Source organism: Aeromonas sp. MTB (genome assembly GCF_056632455.1).
On sequence record NZ_CP147026.1, the window covers coordinates 576,533 to 596,528 of the forward strand.

Consider the following 19,996-nt stretch of genomic DNA (forward strand, 5'->3'; position numbering starts at 1 on the left):
GGCGTGCCCTCCAGGGGCGCGCCATAGCAAGAGAAAAACATATGAGTGATGCTATCGAGCTCAGTCTGGACGGGGTAGAGCGCCAGCCAATGCGCACCTTTACCGAACAGGCTTACTTGAACTACTCCATGTACGTCATCATGGATCGGGCCTTGCCGCATATCGGCGATGGCCTCAAACCGGTGCAGCGGCGCATCATCTACGCCATGAGCGAGTTGGGGCTGTCGGCGCTCTCCAAGCACAAGAAGTCAGCCCGTACCGTGGGTGACGTGCTGGGTAAGTACCACCCCCACGGCGACATCGCCTGTTATGAAGCCATGGTGCTGATGGCCCAGCCCTTCTCCTACCGCTACCCGCTGGTGGATGGTCAGGGCAACTGGGGTGCGCCGGACGATCCCAAGTCCTTCGCTGCGATGCGTTATACCGAAGCGCGGCTGTCGCGCTTCTCCGAGCTGCTGCTCTCCGAGCTGGGTCAGGGCACGGTGGAGTGGACGCCGAACTTCGACGGCACCATGAAAGAGCCGGTGGTGCTGCCTGCCCGCCTACCGCACATCCTGCTCAACGGGGTGACCGGTATCGCAGTGGGGATGGCGACCGACATTCCGCCCCACAACGCGCGGGAAGTGGCCTACGCCTGTGCCGAGCTGCTCGACAACCCCAATGCGGGGCTCGATGCCTTGATGGCGCACATTCAGGGGCCGGACTACCCGACCAACGCCGAGATCATCACTCCGCGCGATGACATCCGCAAAATCTACGAGACCGGCAAGGGCTCCATCAAGCAGCGGGCGCTCTGGAGCGAGGAGGATGGTGACATCGTCATCACCGCGCTGCCCCATCAGGCCTCCGGCGCCAAGATCATGGAGCAGATCGCCGCCCAGATGGTGGCGAAAAAGCTGCCCATGGTCACCGACCTGCGCGATGAATCTGACCACGAGAACCCGACCCGTCTGGTGATCATCCCCCGCTCCAACCGGGTGGATGTAGAGGGGCTGATGGCCCACCTGTTCGCCACCACGGATCTGGAGAAGAACTACCGGGTCAACCTCAACATCCTCGGCCTCGACAACCGGCCGCAGGTGAAGACCCTCAAGATGATCCTCTCCGAGTGGATCATCTTTCGCCGCGAGACCGTGCGTCGCCGTCTGCAATTCCGCCTCGACAAGGTGCTGGCTCGCCTGCACATCCTCGAAGGCTTGCTGGTGGCCTACCTCAACATCGACGAGGTGATCGAGATCATCCGCACCGAGGATGAGCCGGGCAAGGTGATGGTGGAGCGCTTTAATATCAGCGAAACCCAGGCCGAAGCGATCCTCGAGCTGAAACTGCGCCATCTGGCCAAGCTGGAAGAGTTCAAGCTGCGCGCCGAACAGGATGAACTGGCGCAAGAGCGTGACAAGCTGGAGCTTATTCTGGGCTCCGAGCGCCGCCTCAACACCCTGCTCAAGAAAGAGCTGCTGGCCGATGCCGAGAAATACGGCGACGATCGCCGCACCCCGCTGGTGGAGCGTGCCACCGCGGTGGCGCTGACCGAGAAAGAGCTTATTCCCAGCGAACCGGTTACCGTCATCCTCTCCGACAAGGGGTGGGTGCGCGCCGCCAAGGGCCACGACGTCGATGTGGCGGGGCTTTCCTACAAGGCGGGGGACAGCTATCTGGCCCACGCCTGTGGCCGTAGCAACCAGCAGGCGGTGTTCCTCTCCACGCTGGGGAGAACCTACGCCCTCGAATCCCACACCTTGCCATCTGCGCGCAGTCAGGGCGAGCCGCTCACCGGCCGCTTTGCGCTGGGGGCAGGGGAAGAGGTGCGCCATCTGGTGATGGGCAACGAGGGTGAGCCCTACCTCATCTGTTCGGATGCCGGTTACGGCTTTGTCTGCACCTATGACGACCTTATCGGCAAGAACAAGAACGGCAAGGCGCTGCTCACCGTGCCGGAAGGCGGTCAGGTGATGGCGCCTCAGAAGATTGGCTCGCCGGAGACCGATCTCTGCATGGCCATCTCCAACGAGGGGCGAATGCTGCTGTTCCCGCTCAACACCCTGCCTGTACTCGGCAAGGGCAAGGGCAACAAGCTGATCAGCATCCCGTCGGCGCGGGTCAAGGCGCGGGAAGAGTTTATGGTGATGGCCGCCATTATCCCGCAGGGGCAATATGTCACCCTGTTTGCCGGCAAGCGCAAGCTGACCCTCAAGCCCTCAGACCTCGACTACTACCGTGGCGAGCGCGGCCGCCGCGGCGCCAAGCTGCCCCGCGGTTTGCAGCGGGTGGATCGCATCGAGATTGAACCCGCCGCCGGAACCGAACCGGTAGCCGGGGAAAATCAGGAAGGGTAATAATTAAATGGGAGCGTATTACTGCGCTCCCTTTTAATATAAAAAGCATATTTTGATATCCAGTACAAAATACTGAGTTATTAGTTTTTTAAAAAAAGACTCTACTCTTAATATTAATGTCTTGTTCCCAGTGTGTTTCCCCTGTAATTCCTGCTTCTCCTTGCATATCAAAATCTAATAGCAATGGTTTTTCAAAAATAACACTTTGTAAATTTTCTGTAATAGAGTGCTCGCTGATTGTTTCAGCCCACTCAAAGTGATCGGTCATTGGATAAAAATGAACTCCATGCAGAAATATCCCTATAGTATTTTTAGATGAAAACTCATTGAATGCCGACATATGTTTTTCCCTTCTTTTAATCTCTATGTCAGGTCCTTCATTTGTTTCGTATAAAATATGGATAATCCCGAGCCCTTCTTGAGGTATTTGTTGGGCTGCCCGCCCTGCGATGGATTTAAAATGTTTAGCTCTTTTAAATGTCGATTGTGTGTCAGTGCATCGCCATTGGGCTCCAGCACACAGCTTTAAATCATCAATGAAAATATTTAATACAGAGTTTTGGTTACCATACCGTTCAATTTTTTTAGCGAGACAGGCTGTGGATCTTTTTTCATTGGCGTCAACATTACCAAAAATTAAATCATGTATTTGTGGTGTTAGTGGTTTTACTAGATTTTGGGAGAAATGTGAAGTCAGCTTGACTTGATTTACTCTATGTAAAACCATATCAAAACTGCTAGAGTAGAATTTCATTCCAGCAGGGCCACATCCTGAAATGTGTAGTCTTTTAAATGCACCGATTACTTTATTGGGAGAAACCGCGCTCAGCTCTCTTTTAAAGGTGATATCGACCCAATAGTTCTTATTGGTTGATAACATAGCCTTACTCAATTCTTTCCAAATCGAATCCCACGTTGACTCCTCAATACTCGAATATTCTCCTTTTCTTGATACTCTTTTACATTCAACGTAAAAGTTTTGCCCATCGTCAGTTAAAACTTTAATGTCTGGTCGCTTTATAGGAGGAGTTTCCTTTATAAATTCTATATTATATCCATTTCTTAAATAGAGAGTAGCAACTAGCAATTCAAACAGTATTTCATCAGTGTTGTTTGAGTTTTCAGATGTTAGTTTTTTAATTATATGAGGTACGCCGTTTACTTCTGAGATCTCATCAATCCGCTCTCCTATTGACGCAAAAAAAGGTAATATTCTATGAGCTTCAAAGCTATGATCACTACATAAGTCCTTTCCTTGAATGTCCACAAGGAACATATACCATATAATGTCATTGTCTGGTGTTGGAAACATTTGAAATTCTAATGGCCCATTGCTAGGAGATATTTGTGATTCACAGAGTTCGATCTTATGTCTAAGGGATTCTCTGCGTTTGAGCCAATCATTCTCCCCCATATCATCAATAAGAAACTGTAGAAAACGTTTTGCATGAGATAGGTATTCTATTTTTTTAGTCATTTTTATCCTTAGGGCCGTAGGTTTGATTAGCGAAGCATCATCAGACAATCGCGACAACAGGGTACCTCAATTCTGCCGGTGCTCCAGCTGATCTCTTCTCTATGTCCATCGCCACCGGGATTACGGTGCGGACGATTACGCTTCACTAATCGACCCTACTCGTTCCTGCTTGATTAACGCTCTGCGGCTTGTCGGTGGCTTCTGTTGTGATGGTTTGTTCCCCCTCATCCCCGACCCTTATCTGTGGCAAAGAGTGGGAGAAGGGAGCAGAGATCGCAGCCATTGATAGTGACCGTGGTATGGCGTGATAGCTAAGCGTGACAGCTATGGCTTCAGGTTGGCAGGTGCTGATACCCTCTCCCCTTGGGAGAGGGCTAGGGTGAGGGAAGCTGACAATAGGGCAAACGCCAAAGCGAGCGCCAGGTAGCCCGTCAGAAAAAGAGCCATTCATTTCGCCAAAAGAGAAGGGCCCCGCCATCCATGATGGCGGGGCCCTTTGCATTATCAGCCGCGTTGCTGATTCAACCGTTCGCTCTGGCAGGGGCCACTGAAATGGCTGGCCCGAGCCCGATCAGACAGGAATGGCTGTCGCCGCCGGTGGCGGGGTGATCTTGGAGGCGATCAGCTGGCGCAGGCGCGGCACCAGCAACAGCAACACCACGCCGCCTGCCAGCGAACCCCAGCCGAGCATATTGAATACCGAGCTGTAACCCGGGTTGGTGGCGACCGGGGTGCTGCCTATATTTTGCGGCATGGCGCCGGAGACATAGCCCGCCAGCACCGAGGCGATGCCGGTCACCATCATCCAGCAGCCCATCATCAAGCCTTGCAGGCTGGCGGGGGCCAGCTTGCCGATCATGGCGTAACCGATGGGGGAGATGAGCAGCTCGCCAAAACTCTGCAGCACATAGCTGATGGCGATCCACTTGAAGGCGACCAGCCCGTCTGCCCCTGCCAGATGGATGCCGAGCGGCAACACCAGCATGCCGAGCCCCATGCAAAACAGGGAGGCGGCAAACTGGGAGGGGATATCGATATTCCAGCCCAGATCCCGCAGCCGCTTGAACAGCAGCGCCATCAAGGGGCCGCCGATCACGATGACGACAGTGTTGATGTTCTGGATCCACTGGGGGGCGACCCGCAGCCCGAACACGTTGAGGTTGATGTTGTGTTCGGAGAAGAGCATCAGTCCCATGGGCGCCAGCTGGTAGAGCGACCAGAAGATGAGGGAGCCGAGGGCGAGGATCAGGTAGGCCACCATGCGGCTACGCTCGGCGGCGTCCGGGTGGCGGGCGGTCATCACGCAGAGCAGCACCAGCACCACGGCCCCCAGGATCAGCACAAAGCTGCCGCTGAAGCTGGCGTGGGTCAGCAGCAGGCGCAGCGCCGGCACCAGCATGGCCAGAATGGCGATACCGGCCAGCATGCGGCGGTAGAAGCCGCTCCCTTTGAGATGGCGCAGCGGGGTGCTGATATCCGCCAGAATCGGCCAGCAGGCGAAGGTGGCAATAATGGCGATGATGTTGCCCAGCGTCGCAAACAGGAACAGGGTGCGGTAATCCTCGGTGAGCTGGAAGTAGCCCGCCACCGTGAAGCCGATAAAGAAGCCCAGATTCATCCCGGCGTAGTTCCACAGGAAGGCGCTCTCGCGGCGGTGATCATCCGGGGCGAAGCGCTGGGTCAGCATCATGTTGAGGCAGGTGACGTTGAGGCCGCTGCCGGTAAGGAACATGGCGAGCCCCCAGTAGAGGCCGGTGATCCCCATCTCGGCGATGAAGTAGCAGCCGATCACCTGCAGCACCATCCCCATCACGAACAGGTTGCGGTTGCTGAGGTAGCGCCCGCCGAGATAACCGCCAAACAGGTGCAGGCCATAGTTGAAGGCCCCGAAGACCCCCATCATGGCGTTGGCCTGGGATTCGCTGAAGCCGAGTCGCTTGGTGGCGTAGAGCACCAGGGTGGAGTAAAGCACGGCAAACCCCAGGGTCGAGAAGGTCTGGATAAAGAACAGCGCCCCGGAGCCGGGGGGAATGGTGGGGTGTTGATTCGAAGCGCTCACGGTCTGTCTCCTGTGAGAGAAGAAAGTCATAACTCGTCCTGAGAGCGTACCGGTCTGCTGCCGGCTAGCCTTGTGCGCTTCCATGCTGGTCTGAAGGCCGGTCTGTCATTTAGCGGCCAAGCGGTGCAAATAGCCATACCTGAAATTTAATCCGGCGCGATTAATTGCTTTTTATTGATCTATTCCGCCTTTTTATGCGTTATTGGGTCGCGGTTTTAGCTCGGCTTACCATGCGATTGCGGCACGGTTGATGTGATCCAGTCGGCTATTTGGTGCTGATTCTGGCGCTGTAGCGGGATCCGAGTCCCACTTTGTTGTCCCGAAACGCAGCTGGCGCCAAGCCGTTGTATCGCAGGTTGTTTATTCATCTTCGGGCATTGAGTGAATAAATATCGGTAAGAGAAGGGACAGCCCCGGGGTGAATTTCGCGTGTTACCTATCTGCTTGGGAGAGGGTGAGGGGAGGATAGAACAACGCCCGGCAGGCCGGGCGTTGTGGTGCGACTGATGGGCGGCGAAAGCGGCCTTAGAAGTCGTGGTAGAGCGGCCAGCCGAGCAGCGGGTGCTTGAGACCGGCGCGCATCTCGATGTTGTCGAGCTTCTCCGGCGAGGCGTTCTCTTTTTGCAGCAGCTGGTACTGGCGCACAAAGCCGAGGGTGTGCAGCAGGTTGGGCACAAAGCCCGGGCTCAACTCCTGCCGCAGGGCGGCGGCCATGTCGGCTGGCAGCGCGCTCAGCATCAGGGCGAGCTGGGCGGCGAGATAGTCGGTGTCATACCAGCCCTCGTCGAGCTCAATCTCCCGCGCCAGTTTGCGCTTGAGATCCTGCTTCACCTTGAGCGGGGCGGCGCCACTGCCCTTGCCGCAGAGGATGCGGTAGAGCAGCGCTTCGGCCAGCTTGTCCTCCATGGTGGGGTGATCGCTCTCGCAGGCGAAGAAGTGCTGGTCGATGAGTTCCATCAGGCGGCTCTTGTTGTGCTCGGTCAGCGCCTTCTCGTACTCCTGCCACCCTTGCCACTCCTCCACATCGGGCGGGCTCGAGATCTTGTCCAAGAGCCGCGCATCCACGTCACCGTAGAGGCTGTTGCCAGCCTGCTTGGGGCTGACGGTGATAAGCATCGACCAGCCCTTCTGGAACGGCTTGATGGGGCCTTCCGGCGCCTGCAGCAGCGCCAGCGCCTTGGCCGGATCCCGCGCCGAGAGCTCCTGCAGGCCGAGGCTCACCACGCCGATGACGTCGTGGGCGGCCTGCTCCAGCAGGTGCATCTTGTACTTGTTGTAGTACTTGTCGGCGAATTTGAGGCTCATCAGCACCGCCTTGCCCTTAATGGCGGCCAGCTGCTGCTGACTCAAGAGTTCGTTGTCGCGGCCAAAGCGCAGCACCTGAGTCAGAAAGGGGCCCTGGTTGGCATCGCGAATGACTAACTGCATGAATGGGCTCCTTAATCCAGAAAGCTGAACATGTCGTCGACGTCGCCGTACTCGTCTTCCTCGACCTTGTTCTTCTCTTTGGCCTGCATCACCAGTTCGGCGGCAAACTTGTTGATGATGCCATCCCAGCTGGAGTGCTCGTTGCGCAGCAGCGCCTTGATGGCTTTCTCCACCTCGGGGGCCAGCTCGCGAATAAGCATCAAGAGGCTTCTCGGGTCATCCAGCGCGTAGTCGTGGACATCCTCGCTCTGCTGGCGCTCGCTGTAGCGCAGGGACTCTTCAAGATCTTCCTCTTCGGCGTGCAGCACGTCGCGATAGCCTTCGTCCTCTTCATAGCGATCGCCGCGATAGAACTCGATAAAGGGGATGGCGAGGTAGAAGAGACCGGCCGGATCTTCGGCCACGCACTCGAGGATCTCGCGCTGCTTGGCTTCGCTATCCTGGGTGCGGATCAGGTAGTTGAGGAAGTCGAAGGTGTGCTGTTGCAGCTCGTCGGCGTTGTTCTTGATCGCCTCTTCCCAATAGAGCGGCTGCTGGCAGACGATGTCGCGGATCCGCTCCGGGGTCATCAGCTCGGAGATGATGGAGGGGAAGGAGATATCGTGCTGGCCGTTAATCTGGGTCAGGGTAACGATATCAATGTTTTCAATCACTTCTGCCAGCTGGTCGTCAGACATGGTCTTGGCGATCAGCTCGAACTTCTCGCTGGCCTGCTTCGGCTCGATAACGGCCAGCTCTTTGATCTCGATGGCGGTAATTTCTATCAGACTGTTGCTCATGCCTTGCCCCAATTAGAAACGGACTTCGTCGTACATATCCTGATCGCCGTCGTCATCACCATAGCGGTCACTGCCGCCATGGTAGTCGGCGTCGGCATCTTCCCCGTCTTCATCTTCTTCGTCGCGCAGCTCATAGTCGTCATCACCGCGGTGGCTGCCGCGCGGCAGCGGGTTATCGAGCAGGAACAGCACGGCGCAGGCTTCCATCAGCTGATCTTCGCTCTGGGCCCGCACCGCCTTGACCAGCGGCAGGGCGGCATTGTTGAAGCCGACGCTCACCTTGAACTCGTCCCAGCCCGGCTGCTCGCCGCTGGCGAGCCACTTGTTCCACTGCGACTTGGCCTTGGCCGGGAACTGCACCCGGCCATAGAGGGCCAGCGGCAGATACTCGGGCATAAACTCCAGCATGCTCATATCGGCCAGCAGCAGGCTCTTCATCTGGTCGGTGAACTGTTCCAGCCCCTTGGGGTCGTCCTGATCCCGGTAGGATTCGATGTTTTCGCTGGCATCGCTTTGCAGCGACTTGAGCCGCGCCTGGTCCCATCTCTTTTGCATAGTTGCTCTTTCTGCCTGCTGTTTCAGGGGTAGAACTGATCCCACATCTCCTGCATGGCGGAGGCGGGGTCGGTCACGATGACGTTGTTGAAATCCTTGATAAAGGCGGCTCGCTGTTTCGGATCGGACAGCACTTCATAGGCCTGCTTTACCTGGTGCAGCTTGATGGCTGCCTGCTCTTTCTCTTCTTCACTGGCCCCGTGCAGCTTGTCGGGGTGGTACTGGTTCGACAGCCGACGATAGGCTTTCTTGATGTCGTTTTCGCTGGCGTTGGACTTGACGCCCAGCACCCGAAAGTAGTTGTTCATGGCAGATCCTGCATCACTGGCATCATAGGATTCACGCTGCGAGTGCCTGATGGTGGGGATTGGCAAACCAGGCACGGCAAAAACCCGTCATTTTAACGGAAACAGCCCGCCAACGCGATGAGTTGGGCGATCAATTAACGGGCGAAATGAAGAGGGGTCAGTTGAGTGCCTATTGTTGCCAGTCGGTCAGGGCAGTGCAAGGGCGGCGGGGCAAAAGCGATGAAAAAACGGGCAGAAAAGGAGCGGGCGGCAGTCCGGGGCGAGGCTGCCGCCGCAGGGGTTACTCCTCCCAGAAGGAGGCGGAGGTGTGGTAGATCATCTTCTTGCTCATCCCGCCATCGACCACCAGATTGGCACCGTTGATGAAATCGTTATGGGGATCCGCCAGAAAGAGGCAGGCGCGGGTGATGTCGTCGGGGCGCCCGACCCGGCCGCTCGGGTGCTGGCGGTGATCCGCCTCGGTCAGGGTGTGGTAATCCTCCGCCTGGATCCAGCCCGGGCTGATGGCATTGACCGTGATGGGGTAGTCGGCCAGCGAGTTGGCGAGGGACTGGGTGAGAGCGACCAGCGCCCCCTTGGAGGCGCCGTAGGCATCCCAACCCGGTTCGTTCTGCTGCCAGCGGGTGGAGGCGATATTGATGATGCGGCCATAGGGCAGATCGCGGTTGGCCTGCACAAAGGCGCGGGCGCAGAGCATGGCGCCGCGCACATTGACCGTCATCACCAGATCGAACTGGGCTGCGCTCAGCTCCTCGAAGCGGGTGTGGAACTTGCTGATGGCGCCGTAGTTGATCAGCAGATGGATGCCGCCATGCTGTGCGCGCACCTCGGCAAAGAGCCCCACGATGGCCTGCTCGTCCCGCAAATCGAGCGGATGAAAGTGGATCTCGGGATGGTCGAAAGCGTGAGGGGCCAGATCGGTGGCGATCACCCGATAACCCGCCTCGGCCAGCCCGATACAGAGCTGGCGGCCAATCCCGCCAGCGGCGCCGGTGACCAGCGCAATTTGGGGTTGGTTGGTCAGCTCGTTCATTGTGCCGCTCCATTGCGTGCCCGCAGCACCTTGATGAGGGCCGACACCTCCTGCTGACCAAACCCTTGCGCCACCCCTTCCTCAAACAGATCGGCGGCAAAGCGCGGGAAGCGGCTGTCTATCCCGGCATCGGTGGCATGACCAGCGAGGCGGCTGATGGCAGCGCTCCAGGTTTTCAGGCTGGCGTAGGGGTGATCGAAATTGCCGCTCGCCAGCGTCTTGCCAAGGTGGGCCACATCGCCCCCCAAAATCGGCGACAGCTCGCTGAATTGGGCGCACACCTTGGCTACCGGCAACCCCTCCGCCTCGCAAATGAGCGCGCCGTGCAGAGCACCAAGCAGACCACCGGCAAAGTAGGCAGCGACGGCACAATCTTGCGCCGCAGCGGCGCCCACCGCCTCGGCCACATGGTCGAGGGTGGGGGCGAGCAGGCGCAGCACTGGCTCGGCCTCGCTAAAGGCGGCGCTGGCCCCCGAGCAGATGATGCTGGCATCGCTGGTGCCGATCTGATCCGGGAAGCAGAGGATGGCGCCATCGAGATAACGGGCGCCGCGGGCATGGCTCCAGCTCTCCAGCGCTCTGGCCCCCTGCGGGCTGCCGGTAGAGAGCTGCACCAGCAGCTTGCCCGCCACCGCATCGCTCGCCTCATCCAGCAACTGCTGGCTGACGGCGTAGTTATCGACGCAGACAAGGGTCATATCGCTTGCGGCAATAGCCGCGCCAACCGAGGGGGCGAGAGTCGCGCCCAGCGCTTGCAGCGGGGCCGCCTTGGCGGCGCTGCGATTCCAGACGGTGACCGGATGGCTCGCCTTGAGCAAGGTGGTGGCGAGGGCGGAGCCCATGGCCCCGAGGCCGATGACAGAGAGATGGCGCATGATGGCTCCTGGCTGTGTTGATAGACGCTGATATAGAAAATTGGGATGCCTTGTGGCAGGTGAACCACTATATTTGCCCCGTGTTGCCGTGAAAAATGGCTTTTATGACTGTCTGGTATAGGTGAATTCTATGGATGTGCGAACCCTGCGTGCGTTTGTGGCTGTCTTCGAGGAGCGCAACATCACGGCGGCCGCTACCCGCCTCTTCATTACCCAGCCCACCCTCTCCACCACCATCAAAACGCTGGAGGATGAGCTGGGGGTGACCCTGTTTGTGCGGCAGGCGCGCGGGGTGGAGGGGACCGAAGCGGCGCACCGGCTCTATCCCCGCGCCAAGCGGCTGATCGCCGACACCGACTCCCTCGCCCGCGAGTTTCGTGAAACCTCCCCCTGCCTCGAGCTGACGGTGGGGATTGAGGCAGACCTTGGCGATGGCGTGGTGGGGACGCTGGTCAACGGGGTACTCGCCCACGAGGAGATCCTGCTGACTCTGGAGGAGGGTTGCTGTGGCGATGTGCGGCTGGGGTGTGAATCCCTGCGTTGCGGTGACGAGCTCTTTATCCCCCTGCTGGAGGAGGAGTTTGTGCTGGTGCTGCCGCCGGATCACCCGCTGGCGGGCAAGGGGGCGTTCACCCCGGCAGCGTTGGCGGATGAACCCTGGGTCACCTGCCCGCGCCACGACTCCCACCTACGGCTGATCGCCATCCTCGGTAATCAGGCGCCCCTCTATCCACGGCGGGCGGGGTCGCTGCGACTGGCTGCGACTATGGTGGCCGCCGGGGCGGGGATTGCCTGGTTGCCTCGTTCCCTCTGTCCGCCCGGTTGTACGGTCGCCGAGCTGGCGGCCTCTTCCTTCAAGCGGCGGGTGGGGCTCTGCTACGTCCCCGATGCGTTGCGCTCGGCGGCGGTGACCGCCCTGCTGGCTCAGGTGCGCGGGATGCAGCTCCCCGCCTGATGTCGGGATAAAAATGTCGGCATAAAAAAGGGCCATCCGGTGGGATGGCCCTGTTGTAGGCAACGATGCTGGCGTGGCTAGAGCGACGCCCACCAGAGCCGCAGCTGCAGGCCCCACTTCGAGCTCCAGCCGGTGGTGCTGCTCACAAGCGTCCCATCCTTGATAACGAGGAAAGTCGGGGTGACCCCCACCTGCCACTTGGCAGCTAGCGCTCCCGACTCGTCGTTGTGGGTCGGGAAGGTGAGCCCCTTCTTGCTCATCCCCTTGGCTAACTGCTCCGAATTGCCGGAGCGCAGCGCCACCGTCAGCACGTTTTCCCCCCCTTGCCAGAGCTGCTGCACCGCCGGGGTGGTGAAACGGCACACCCCGCACCAGCTGGCCCAGTAGTAGACCAGCAGCGGCTTGCCGCGGCTCAGGGTGGCGAGATCCGTGCTGCTGCCATCCTGCAGGGTGACGGGGGCGCTCATCGCCCCCTCTGGCAGGGTCGGGCTGCGCCACAGATCCAGCAGGGTCGAGATGATCAGCGCCATCAGCAGCAGCCAGAGAGCCTCCTTGCCCCAGCGGCGCCAGCGGGGTTGAGGATTGGTGGTCATCCCTTACCCCTGCTTGGCCAGTTCGGCCTGCACCAGTTGCTCCAGCTCCTCATAGGGGATGGCGCCCGGCACCAGCTGGTTGCCAATCAGGGTCGCCGGTGTGCCCTGTACCCCCAGAATGGTGCCGATGCGCAGGCTGTTGCGCAGCTCCTCGGTCGCCTTGGCGGCCGGTTTGAGCGCGGTGTTGCCAGTGGCGGCCAGCGCCTTGTTGATGTCCGCCTCGGTCAACATCCCCTGCTTGCTCATCAGCTTGTCGTGCAGGGTGAGGAAGCGGGCGGGATCTTGCTGCCACAGGGTCAGGCTGTATTGGGCCGCCTTGGCGGAGGTCTGCCCCTTGAACGGCAGCAACTTGATCACCAGCCCCAGATCGTCCGGATAGGCCTTGAGCAGCTTGGTCAGCTGGGGATCGAACTGCTTGCAGTAGGGGCAGTTGTAGTCGGTGAACAGCACCAGCGTCAGCTTGGGGTTCTTGGCGCCGAGGCGCGGGCTGGTGGCGCTGTTGAACAGCACATCCTTGTTGCCCTTGATGAAGTTGCCAAGCTGCGCCTCCTGGGCTGCCGCATTCTGCTTCTCCCAGGATTCGGCGGCCTCGTCGAGGATCTTGGGGTTGGCGATCAGGGTCTCGCGGATCAGCTCCTTGATACGTGCCTCCTGCTCCGGGGTGAAGGGGGCGGCGTGCAGGGCCGGAGCCAGCAGGGTTGCGGAAAGGGAGGCCAGCAGGGTCAGGGCGCTCAGAGTCGGTTTCATGGTTGCTCCTTAAAATCGGGTGGTGCCAGCCTGAAGCAGGCCAGCCTTGTGCAATGTGGTCAGCAGATCGTCCTTGTCGAGCAGGGGTGACAGCGTGACCCCCTGCGGCAACTCCGGGCCGTAAATCTGGTTGAAGGGGACGGCCGCCGCGCCCCGCTTACGCAGGAAGGCGGCGATGGTGTCGTTCGGTTTGCTCCAGTCGCCGCGCAGGGCCACCACATCGGGGGCCGAGAGGGCCTGTTGCACCTCATCGCGCAGCAACACGTTGTATTTGTTGGCCTTGCAGGTGACGCACCAGTCGGCGGTGACATCGATAAAGACCCGCTTGTTCTGGGCCAGCGCATCTGTGATGGCGCGTTCGGAGAGCGGCTGCCAGACCACCTTGTCAACGCTGGCCGAGCCCTGCGCGCTAAAGGCACCGCTCAGCAGCAGGGGGCTGCCAATCAGGGCTGCTAGGGCGATCGCCAGTGTGAAGCCGCGCATGCCGTAACGCCAGATGATGCCAATCAGCAGTGCCAGCAGCATGGCAACCATCAGCCAGCCGGTGGCATAGCTGCCGAGATGGTTGTCGAGCAGGCTGGTGAGCCAGAGGCTGGAGCCCAGCATCATCAAGCCGAGCAGGATGCGCAGATGGTTCATCCAGCGCCCCGGTTTCGGCAGCCAGAGGGCGAGCCGTGGCAGGGCCGCCACCAGCAGCCAGGGCAAGCTCATGCCAATCCCCAACGCTGTGAAGATGAGCCAGAGCTGGCCAAGTGGCGCCGCCAGCGCAAAGGCCACTGCCGTGCCGAGGAACGGTGCCGAGCAGGGGGTCGCCAGCAGAGTGGCGAAGCTCCCCTGCAGGAAGTGACCGCCGAGGCCGTTGCCGCCGCTGGTGGCGAGGCGGGTGCTGAGGGCGCTGGGCAGGCGGATCTCGAACAGCCCCAACAGGTTGGCGCAAAACAGCATGGTGACCAGCACCATCAAGCCGATAAAACCGGCGCTCTGGAACTGGATGCCCCAGCCAACGGCCCCTTGCGTGGCGCGTAGCAGGCTGCTCATGGCCGCCAGCACCCAGAAGGAGGCGATGATCCCGGCGCTGGCGGCGAGGAACTGCTTGCGCACCGCTCCCTGTTCACGCTTCTGATGTTGCAACACTGTTCCCAGCTTGAGCGCCAGCACCGGCAGCACGCAGGGCATCAGGTTGAGGATCAGGCCGCCGAGCAGCGCTGCTCCCAGCAACCAGAACAGCGAATGGCTCTGGTTGGGCAGTGCGAGTGGCGCGCCGATCGTCCCCTTGCCCTGCCACGCCTGTTCGCCGCTGGTGAGCAGCAGGCCGAGGGATTGGCCACGCAGATCCGGCGCATCTCCCTGCCAGCCATCGCTCACCGGCACCCGGGCGATCAGGGTGTTGCCTTCGACCTCAAGCGCCGGTTTGCCAAATTCGGCACCCTCCAGAGCGTCGATAAAGAGCGCTGGTGATTGCCAGCCTTCTGCCCGCTCGGCGCGCAGTTGCAGCTGGTTGTGCTGATAACCGAGCTCGACCCGGGTTTCGGCAGGCAATTGCTGGGGCAGGGTACTCATCGCCTTCGCCCAGGCAAAATCGAAGTCGGCCGGGGCTGCGCCATCCACCGCGAGGGTGAAGGGAAAGTCGGTCAGGATGCAGACATTGCTGCAGGTGGAGAGGCGTAGAGTTCCCTTGAGCGGTTGCCCAGTTGGGTAGTTGAGGCTGAGGGGGAAGGTCACGTCCCCCTGATAACCCTGGGTGCTGAGCCCAGCTACCTCGAAGTGGCGTGGCACCGGCCAGCGCCACTGAAAGTCTCCGACCGGCTCGTCCCACAGGATCTGGGGGGCAATGCCCCCTTCTCCCGGACTGTGCCAGTAGGTTTTCCAGCCTGACTCCAGCTCGACATCGAGCAGGATGCGGGTCTGATCTGCCGTGCTGCGGTCGGCCTGCAGCCGTACCCGGGCGTGATCATTCTGTGGGCTGGTGAGCCAGCCCGTGTCGCTGGCCAATCCCATGGATTGCCACAGCAGACCGCCCAGTAGCAGGGCCGCCTTGAAGAGATTCGACATCTTTTTGGTCTCGCAAAAATTGAGTGACAGCTAACGAAAGAACGCTGCCGAACTCATTCCCGCCAGACGCAGAGGGTGAGGTGCAGACGCCGCTCGGGCGGCGAGATGACTCTGGGAGGGGGCAGTGGCGGTGTGTAGCGCCAAAGGGGGGCCAGCAGGGCGATCAGCACCGCCACGGCAAAGAAGAGCTGTTCGACGCAGAGCAGGGTGGCGGCACTTAACCACTTGCCGTTGAGCTGGCAGCTGGTGGGTTGCGGGCTGGCCGGTTTGGCATCCTCTTGATCCGTTGCCGAGCCTGGAACGGGCAGTGCCTGACAGCTGAGGGCGTGATCGAGCAGGGCAAGCCGGGCCAGCGGCTGGGCCGCACAATTTAGCACCAGCAGGCAGACCAGCAGCAGGAGATGTTTCGCTACCCGTTGTTGCAACATCATGTTCGCCCCGTCCATCAAGATGGGGCCATCCTAACGACCAATGGCGGGTGGGGCAAGTCGGCGGCGTATTGATGAGCAGTACTGTGGGTGGCGCGACGGGGAGGGTGGTCGGTTCTGTTTGGCGAACGCTTGTTCGCTAAAAGGGGGATCAGTATACTGCGCCGAGTTAAAACTCGAGGTGTTCGATGCTCAAAATTGCCCGTGTGCTGCTGCTTGGTCTGCTGCTCATTTTCTGGTTCCTGTTCGGCCTGCTGCTCTGTCTGGTTCGTCCGCGCCATCCCAACAACGTCTATGTCTTCGCCCGCATGTATCACGCGGTCTGCCCGCTGATCGGGCTGCGAGTCAAGGTGACGGTGGCCGACGAGGTCAAATCGGTCGGCCCGGCGGTCTACGTCTGCAACCACCAGAGCAACTTCGACATCTTCACCGTGACCGGTGCGGTGCAGCCCGGCGTGGTGGCGGTAGGCAAAAAGAGCCTGCTCTGGCTGCCGCTGTTCGGCCTTATCTTCTGGCTCTCCGGCAACGTGCTGATCGACCGCTCCAACCGCTCCCGTGCCATCGGCACCATAGGTCAGGTGGTGGATCGCATCAAGAACCGCGGCACCTCCATCTGGATGTTCCCGGAAGGGACCCGCTCCCAGGGGCGTGGCCTGCTGCCGTTCAAGGCGGGCGCTTTCCACACTGCGGTACAGGCTGAAGTGCCCGTGGTGCCCATCGTCTGCTCCAGCTACTTTGGTCAGGTCGACCTCAATCGCTGGGACAACGGCGAGGTGCTGGTGGAAGTGATGGCGCCGGTCTGCAGCAAGGAGCACGGTGCCAGCGGCATTCGCGATCTCTCCGACACCTGCCGTGCCCGGATGGAGGCCAAGCTGACCGAACTGGACAGCAAGCTGGGCCACAGCCACGCCGCCTGACGGATAGCGCAGACGAATCGACAAGGGAGCTTGAGGCTCCCTTTTTTGTTGGTGAAAATCACCACCTGGTTGGCTATTTTCACCAATAAATCCTTCTTGAATTTCCTCGGTAAATTCCCATCTATATGTAAAACAAAAATAATTTTTCTTGGCACGGCTCTTGTAATGCTATGGGAAGAGATAGCCATCCCATCAACAAGGAGCCAGACCATGAGCGTATTCAGCCGCCTGACCGACGTGATAAATGCCAACCTGCACAGCCTGCTCGACAAGAGTGAAGAGCCGGAGAAGATGCTGCGCCTGATGATCGAAGAGATGGAGCAGGTGCAGGTCGAAATGCGTACCCAGGCCGCCCGCGTGATTGCCGAACAGAAGCAGCTGGAGCGTCACCAGCAGGCGTTGCAGGCGCAGATCCTGGAGTGGTCGGCCAAGGCCGAGCTCGCCATCCAGAAGGGACGTGAGGATCTGGCCCGCGCCGCCCTCACCGAGAAGCTGGCGGAGGTCAAAAAATGTGAACAGCTGGAGCAGGACAAGGCCCAGGTGGCCGAGGTGCTGGCCCAGCTCACCGCCGACAGCGAGCGGCTGGCGGCCAAGCTGACCGAGGCGCGCGAGAAGCAGAAACTGCTGACCCTGCGCGAGCAGACGGCCCACAGCCGCATTCGTGCTCGCGCCCAGGTGGACAACCAGCGCATGCATGAGCTGATGGCGCGCTTTGATGGTTTTCAGGGCCGGGTCGATCAGCTGGAAGCCCAGCTGGAGGCGGCCACCTTGGGGCAGAATCCCTCGCTGGAGGCCCAGTTCCGCGAGCTGGAGCTCAATGACGAGATCGAGCGCGAGCTGGCTCGCCTCAAAGGCCAGAAGGCGGAGGTGTAAACATGAGCCCCTGGCCCAAGGATCTGGTACATCGCAAGCTGACCGGGGTCTGCGCCGGTATTGCCAGGCGGTTGGGGGTCTCCAGAGTCACGGTGCGGGTGGTGGCACTGCTCGCCCTGATCCTGATGCCGCCGCTGGCTCTGGCCGCCTATCTGCTGGCGGTGCTGGTGATGCCGCCCCGTTATGAATTGAAGCGCTGGCTGGATTGACCGAAGGGGTGATCAGCCGGCAGAGAAGGTACTGATAAGGAGCAAGTTATGCTGGAATTTTTCATATTGCTGGTAGTGCTGCTGGTCATGGCACTGACCGGTTTTACCCTGGTAGCCATGTTGCTGGTGAGCGGCCTGTTCGTGCTGCTTGGGGCACTGGGCGGCATGCTTGCTCTGATCATCAAGCTGGCCCCCTGGTTGCTGCTGGTGCTGGCGGTTTGCTGGCTGATCAGTAACCGCAGCAAGCGTTCCAATACCTACCTCTAACCCGCCTGAGGTTGTGCAAGACGTTGTGTGATGCTCCCTGATTTCCCCTTTCCGGCCACTCATCGAGTGGCCTTTTTTTGCCTGTCGTCCTCAAGGCTGGGTGGCTGCGGGTAACCACTGGGGGCTCCAGCTCTGCCAGAGTGCCGGGCTGTGGATCAGCTGCTCCTTGAAGGATTTCGGCTGCTGCTTGAGGCGATATTCGATGCGCAGAGCCGCCCCCTTCTCGCCGACTTCCTGTTGCCACGCCAGCGTCAGTGGCCCCTTGCCGCGCAGGGCGCGAGCGCCCTTGCCACTCTGGTGCTGGCCCAGACGGCGCAGCGGATCCGTGCTGATCCCGGTATAGAGCAGGCCGGTGGCAGTACGCACCATGTAGACAGACCAGCGGGAAGGGGGGGATGGTTGCGGCGCTGGAGTGGTGGTCGCGGGTTCTCTCATTCAAATTCTCTGTGCCAAACTCAGAGGCAGCTCAAGGAGGTGCGATGAGAGTCTGGTTTTGGTTGTGGTTACTGTTGTCGGTCCCGGCTCTGGGGGAGACGATCCGTCTCTACGATTACCATCAGCATCCCCCCTTCAACACCGGAGTGGATGCAGGGCTGAGCCGCGAGCTGGTCAAGTATCTCAATGAAAAGCTGGGTGGTGAACCCAGAATCGAGCTTTGGTTGGTCAATCGCGCCCGGCTGGCGCTGGAGATGGCGGATCCAGACTTTGACGGTCTGGTGGTCTGGGTCAATCCCGCCTGGGTGGGGGATCCCCATCGCGAGCGCTATCTCTGGACTTTCCCGGTGATGCGCGACACCAACGAGCTGGTCTCGAACATCGATAACCCAGTCACCTATCGCGGACCCGACTCCCTCAAGGGGTTGGTGTTTGGCGGGGTGGAGGGCTACCGCTATCAGGGGATCGATGATGCGGCCAGCCGCGGCGAGCTGGTACGTCAGGATGCCAAGAAGGTGAAGACCAATCTTGAGCTGCTGGTGCGCGGCCGCATCGATGTGACGCTGGTAAGTGGTTCATCGCTGGGCTTTTTCATCGACTCACAGCACTATCAGGGCAAGCTGTTTATCTCGCCCTTCCCCCAATCCAGCTATACCCGCCATATCCTGCTGCCCAAATCCCGCCCCGAGCTGCATGCCACCCTTAACGACATCGCCGAGCAGATGGACAGGGATCCCCGCTGGCACAAGGTGCTGGAGTCCTATCGCGGCACGCCCTGAGGGCGGCGCTTGAGCCGGTGCAGCGGCAACAGGCTCACCAGCAGACCTGCCCAGACAAAGGCGAAACCGACCGCCTTGATGGGGTCCGGCGCCTCACCAAACCAGTAGATGGCGAGCAGGAAAGCGAGGCTGGGCTCGATATATTGCAGCAGCCCCACAGTGCTCATCCGGGTTCTCGCCACCGCATAGCAGAACAGCCCCACCGGCAGCAGAGTTGCGGGCGCACTGCCCATCAGCAGCAGCTTGTCAGCCAGATCTCCGTTCACGAATGCCCCTTCCCCGTGCCATGCCAGCGTGCCGATGATGATCAGCGCGACGGGCAGTTGCACCATGGCTTCCAGATAGAGGCTGGTGCCGGTGTCGTAGTGGATCTTCTTCTTGATAAGGCCGTAGCAGGCGAAGTTGGCCCCCATGATGAGGGAGAACCAGGGGAGTTGGCCGTAGCAGAAGAGCATGTAGGCGAGCCCCGCCAGCGCCAGCGCGACCGCCAGATGCTTTTGCGGGGTGAGTCGCTCTTTGAGGAAGATGACGGCGAATACGATATTGAACAGCGGGGTCATAAAGAAGGCGAGGCTGGTGGTCAGCACTTGCCCGGTAGTGAGGCACCAGGTGAACATGCACCAGCTGATGGACATGACGGGGCCCGCCAGCAGAATGAGGCCGAGCTGGCGCGGCTCGCTGCGCAGTTGTGCCCAGGGCACCTTGTGGCCAAGCAGCAAAAACAGGGCACCCAGCAGCACCACAGACCAGAGCACCCGGTGGGAGATCAGCTCCCACATGTTGACCTCGGGCATGAATTGATAATAGAGCGGCAGCATCCCCCACAGGATGAAGGAGAGGGTCGCGGTGCCGGTACCTAGCCAGTTTTTCATTATTATCCGTTTATTAAAT

At 60.0% G+C, this 19,996-nt stretch carries 21 protein-coding genes; 7 read left to right on the forward strand and 14 right to left on the reverse strand.

From position 1 onward, the window contains the following. Positions 1-41 precede the first annotated feature (41 nt). Entirely contained in the window at positions 42-2,336 is a 2,295-nt protein-coding gene (parC, locus tag WBR25_RS02720; protein WP_479749368.1) for a DNA topoisomerase IV subunit A, read from the forward strand. Between the two features lie 88 nt (positions 2,337-2,424). Here the strand turns inward: parC and WBR25_RS02725 are convergent, their stop codons facing one another. From WBR25_RS02725 to WBR25_RS02760, 8 genes are all read right to left on the reverse strand, one after another. Continuing rightward, positions 2,425-3,813, reverse strand: a complete 1,389-nt coding sequence (locus WBR25_RS02725) for a hypothetical protein (RefSeq protein ID WP_335815568.1) — start codon at positions 3,811-3,813, stop codon at positions 2,425-2,427. Between the two features lie 571 nt (positions 3,814-4,384). Beyond that, the gene (locus tag WBR25_RS02730; RefSeq protein WP_479749369.1) at positions 4,385-5,872 is read right to left on the reverse strand and encodes a peptide MFS transporter; all 1,488 of its coding nucleotides are present in this window, start codon (positions 5,870-5,872) and stop codon (positions 4,385-4,387) included. A gap of 525 nt (positions 5,873-6,397) precedes the next feature. Then, positions 6,398-7,300: a cold adaptation protein AtcC gene (gene atcC / locus WBR25_RS02735; RefSeq protein ID WP_204382557.1), complete on the reverse strand. Its 903-nt coding sequence runs from the start codon at positions 7,298-7,300 to the stop codon at positions 6,398-6,400. Positions 7,301-7,311: 11 nt separating this feature from the next. After that, positions 7,312-8,079 carry a cold adaptation protein AtcB gene (gene atcB, locus WBR25_RS02740; protein ID WP_005343119.1) on the reverse strand — a complete coding sequence of 256 codons (768 nt, stop codon included), beginning with the start codon at positions 8,077-8,079 and terminating at the stop codon, positions 7,312-7,314. A gap of 12 nt (positions 8,080-8,091) precedes the next feature. Further along, on the reverse strand, positions 8,092-8,634 hold the full coding sequence (gene atcA / locus WBR25_RS02745; protein WP_113739871.1) for a cold adaptation protein AtcA: 543 nt from the start codon (positions 8,632-8,634) through the stop codon (positions 8,092-8,094). A gap of 23 nt (positions 8,635-8,657) precedes the next feature. Next, positions 8,658-8,942 (reverse strand): cold adaptation protein ActJcold adaptation protein ActJ, encoded by a 285-nt coding sequence (gene atcJ, locus WBR25_RS02750; protein WP_005343121.1) that lies wholly within the window; start codon positions 8,940-8,942, stop codon positions 8,658-8,660. A 280-nt stretch (positions 8,943-9,222) separates the two neighbouring features. Next, entirely contained in the window at positions 9,223-9,975 is a 753-nt protein-coding gene (locus WBR25_RS02755) for an SDR family NAD(P)-dependent oxidoreductase (protein WP_479749370.1), read from the reverse strand. Continuing rightward, on the reverse strand, positions 9,972-10,850 hold the full coding sequence (locus WBR25_RS02760) for an NAD(P)-dependent oxidoreductase (protein ID WP_479749371.1): 879 nt from the start codon (positions 10,848-10,850) through the stop codon (positions 9,972-9,974). The genes WBR25_RS02755 and WBR25_RS02760 overlap by 4 nt, the downstream gene beginning before the upstream one ends. A gap of 130 nt (positions 10,851-10,980) precedes the next feature. Here WBR25_RS02760 and WBR25_RS02765 point away from each other — a divergent pair, with 130 nt between their 5' ends. Beyond that, positions 10,981-11,805 (forward strand): LysR family transcriptional regulator, encoded by an 825-nt coding sequence (locus tag WBR25_RS02765; RefSeq protein WP_479749372.1) that lies wholly within the window; start codon positions 10,981-10,983, stop codon positions 11,803-11,805. A 77-nt stretch (positions 11,806-11,882) separates the two neighbouring features. Here WBR25_RS02765 and WBR25_RS02770 read toward each other — a convergent pair whose 3' ends face one another. Genes WBR25_RS02770 through WBR25_RS02785 form a run of 4 tightly spaced genes read right to left on the reverse strand, consistent with a single transcriptional unit; the run spans position 11,883 to position 15,628 of the window. After that, complete coding sequence (locus WBR25_RS02770) at positions 11,883-12,398, reverse strand: protein disulfide oxidoreductase (RefSeq protein ID WP_479749373.1); 516 nt, start codon at positions 12,396-12,398, stop codon at positions 11,883-11,885. A 3-nt stretch (positions 12,399-12,401) separates the two neighbouring features. Then, positions 12,402-13,145 (reverse strand): DsbA family protein, encoded by a 744-nt coding sequence (locus WBR25_RS02775; protein WP_005363069.1) that lies wholly within the window; start codon positions 13,143-13,145, stop codon positions 12,402-12,404. 9 nt (positions 13,146-13,154) lie between these two features. After that, positions 13,155-15,197, reverse strand: coding sequence for a protein-disulfide reductase DsbD family protein (locus WBR25_RS02780; RefSeq protein ID WP_479749374.1), 2,043 nt, complete (start codon positions 15,195-15,197; stop codon positions 13,155-13,157). Positions 15,198-15,250: 53 nt separating this feature from the next. Beyond that, positions 15,251-15,628: a hypothetical protein gene (locus WBR25_RS02785; RefSeq protein ID WP_005354882.1), complete on the reverse strand. Its 378-nt coding sequence runs from the start codon at positions 15,626-15,628 to the stop codon at positions 15,251-15,253. 185 nt (positions 15,629-15,813) lie between these two features. Here WBR25_RS02785 and WBR25_RS02790 point away from each other — a divergent pair, with 185 nt between their 5' ends. The 4 genes from WBR25_RS02790 (at position 15,814) to pspG (ending at position 17,891) form a co-directional block, all read left to right on the forward strand. After that, the gene (locus tag WBR25_RS02790) at positions 15,814-16,542 is read left to right on the forward strand and encodes a 1-acylglycerol-3-phosphate O-acyltransferase (RefSeq protein ID WP_005335875.1); all 729 of its coding nucleotides are present in this window, start codon (positions 15,814-15,816) and stop codon (positions 16,540-16,542) included. 210 nt (positions 16,543-16,752) lie between these two features. Continuing rightward, positions 16,753-17,415, forward strand: a complete 663-nt coding sequence (gene pspA / locus WBR25_RS02795) for a phage shock protein PspA (RefSeq protein ID WP_479749375.1) — start codon at positions 16,753-16,755, stop codon at positions 17,413-17,415. 2 nt (positions 17,416-17,417) lie between these two features. Next, positions 17,418-17,624, forward strand: coding sequence for a PspC domain-containing protein (locus WBR25_RS02800; protein WP_005335873.1), 207 nt, complete (start codon positions 17,418-17,420; stop codon positions 17,622-17,624). Positions 17,625-17,672: 48 nt separating this feature from the next. Then, a complete protein-coding gene (pspG, locus tag WBR25_RS02805; RefSeq protein WP_005335871.1) occupies positions 17,673-17,891 on the forward strand; it encodes an envelope stress response protein PspG in 219 nt (72 codons plus the stop codon). Between the two features lie 90 nt (positions 17,892-17,981). Here pspG and WBR25_RS02810 read toward each other — a convergent pair whose 3' ends face one another. Further along, positions 17,982-18,326, reverse strand: coding sequence for a GIY-YIG nuclease family protein (locus WBR25_RS02810; protein WP_479749376.1), 345 nt, complete (start codon positions 18,324-18,326; stop codon positions 17,982-17,984). Positions 18,327-18,370: 44 nt separating this feature from the next. On the opposite strand from WBR25_RS02810, the gene WBR25_RS02815 reads away from it, so the two are divergent. Beyond that, positions 18,371-19,105 carry a substrate-binding periplasmic protein gene (locus WBR25_RS02815; RefSeq protein WP_216976005.1) on the forward strand — a complete coding sequence of 245 codons (735 nt, stop codon included), beginning with the start codon at positions 18,371-18,373 and terminating at the stop codon, positions 19,103-19,105. Here WBR25_RS02815 and rarD read toward each other — a convergent pair. Then, complete coding sequence (rarD, locus tag WBR25_RS02820) at positions 19,087-19,977, reverse strand: EamA family transporter RarD (protein ID WP_042052465.1); 891 nt, start codon at positions 19,975-19,977, stop codon at positions 19,087-19,089. The two genes, WBR25_RS02815 and rarD, sit on opposite strands and share 19 nt — an antisense overlap. Between the last annotated feature and the right edge of the window lie 19 nt (positions 19,978-19,996).

Excerpts from the sequence above, each read along its gene's own strand:
- pspG (WP_005335871.1), top strand. The coding sequence starts at position 17,673 with ATGCTGGAATTTTTCATATTGCTGGTAGTGCTGCTGGTCATGGCACTG.
- parC (WP_479749368.1), top strand. The coding sequence starts at position 42 with ATGAGTGATGCTATCGAGCTCAGTCTGGACGGGGTAGAGCGCCAGCCA.
- atcB (WP_005343119.1), bottom strand. The coding sequence starts at position 8,079 with ATGAGCAACAGTCTGATAGAAATTACCGCCATCGAGATCAAAGAGCTG.
- WBR25_RS02815 (WP_216976005.1), top strand. The coding sequence starts at position 18,371 with ATGAGAGTCTGGTTTTGGTTGTGGTTACTGTTGTCGGTCCCGGCTCTG.
- atcC (WP_204382557.1), bottom strand. The coding sequence starts at position 7,300 with ATGCAGTTAGTCATTCGCGATGCCAACCAGGGCCCCTTTCTGACTCAG.
- WBR25_RS02770 (WP_479749373.1), bottom strand. The coding sequence starts at position 12,398 with ATGACCACCAATCCTCAACCCCGCTGGCGCCGCTGGGGCAAGGAGGCT.
- WBR25_RS02810 (WP_479749376.1), bottom strand. The coding sequence starts at position 18,326 with ATGAGAGAACCCGCGACCACCACTCCAGCGCCGCAACCATCCCCCCCT.
- rarD (WP_042052465.1), bottom strand. The coding sequence starts at position 19,977 with ATGAAAAACTGGCTAGGTACCGGCACCGCGACCCTCTCCTTCATCCTG.
- WBR25_RS02760 (WP_479749371.1), bottom strand. The coding sequence starts at position 10,850 with ATGCGCCATCTCTCTGTCATCGGCCTCGGGGCCATGGGCTCCGCCCTC.
- WBR25_RS02765 (WP_479749372.1), top strand. The coding sequence starts at position 10,981 with ATGGATGTGCGAACCCTGCGTGCGTTTGTGGCTGTCTTCGAGGAGCGC.
- WBR25_RS02755 (WP_479749370.1), bottom strand. The coding sequence starts at position 9,975 with ATGAACGAGCTGACCAACCAACCCCAAATTGCGCTGGTCACCGGCGCC.
- pspA (WP_479749375.1), top strand. The coding sequence starts at position 16,753 with ATGAGCGTATTCAGCCGCCTGACCGACGTGATAAATGCCAACCTGCAC.
- atcJ (WP_005343121.1), bottom strand. The coding sequence starts at position 8,942 with ATGAACAACTACTTTCGGGTGCTGGGCGTCAAGTCCAACGCCAGCGAA.
- WBR25_RS02785 (WP_005354882.1), bottom strand. The coding sequence starts at position 15,628 with ATGATGTTGCAACAACGGGTAGCGAAACATCTCCTGCTGCTGGTCTGC.
- WBR25_RS02725 (WP_335815568.1), bottom strand. The coding sequence starts at position 3,813 with ATGACTAAAAAAATAGAATACCTATCTCATGCAAAACGTTTTCTACAG.
- atcA (WP_113739871.1), bottom strand. The coding sequence starts at position 8,634 with ATGCAAAAGAGATGGGACCAGGCGCGGCTCAAGTCGCTGCAAAGCGAT.
- WBR25_RS02780 (WP_479749374.1), bottom strand. The coding sequence starts at position 15,197 with ATGTCGAATCTCTTCAAGGCGGCCCTGCTACTGGGCGGTCTGCTGTGG.
- WBR25_RS02775 (WP_005363069.1), bottom strand. The coding sequence starts at position 13,145 with ATGAAACCGACTCTGAGCGCCCTGACCCTGCTGGCCTCCCTTTCCGCA.
- WBR25_RS02800 (WP_005335873.1), top strand. The coding sequence starts at position 17,418 with ATGAGCCCCTGGCCCAAGGATCTGGTACATCGCAAGCTGACCGGGGTC.
- WBR25_RS02790 (WP_005335875.1), top strand. The coding sequence starts at position 15,814 with ATGCTCAAAATTGCCCGTGTGCTGCTGCTTGGTCTGCTGCTCATTTTC.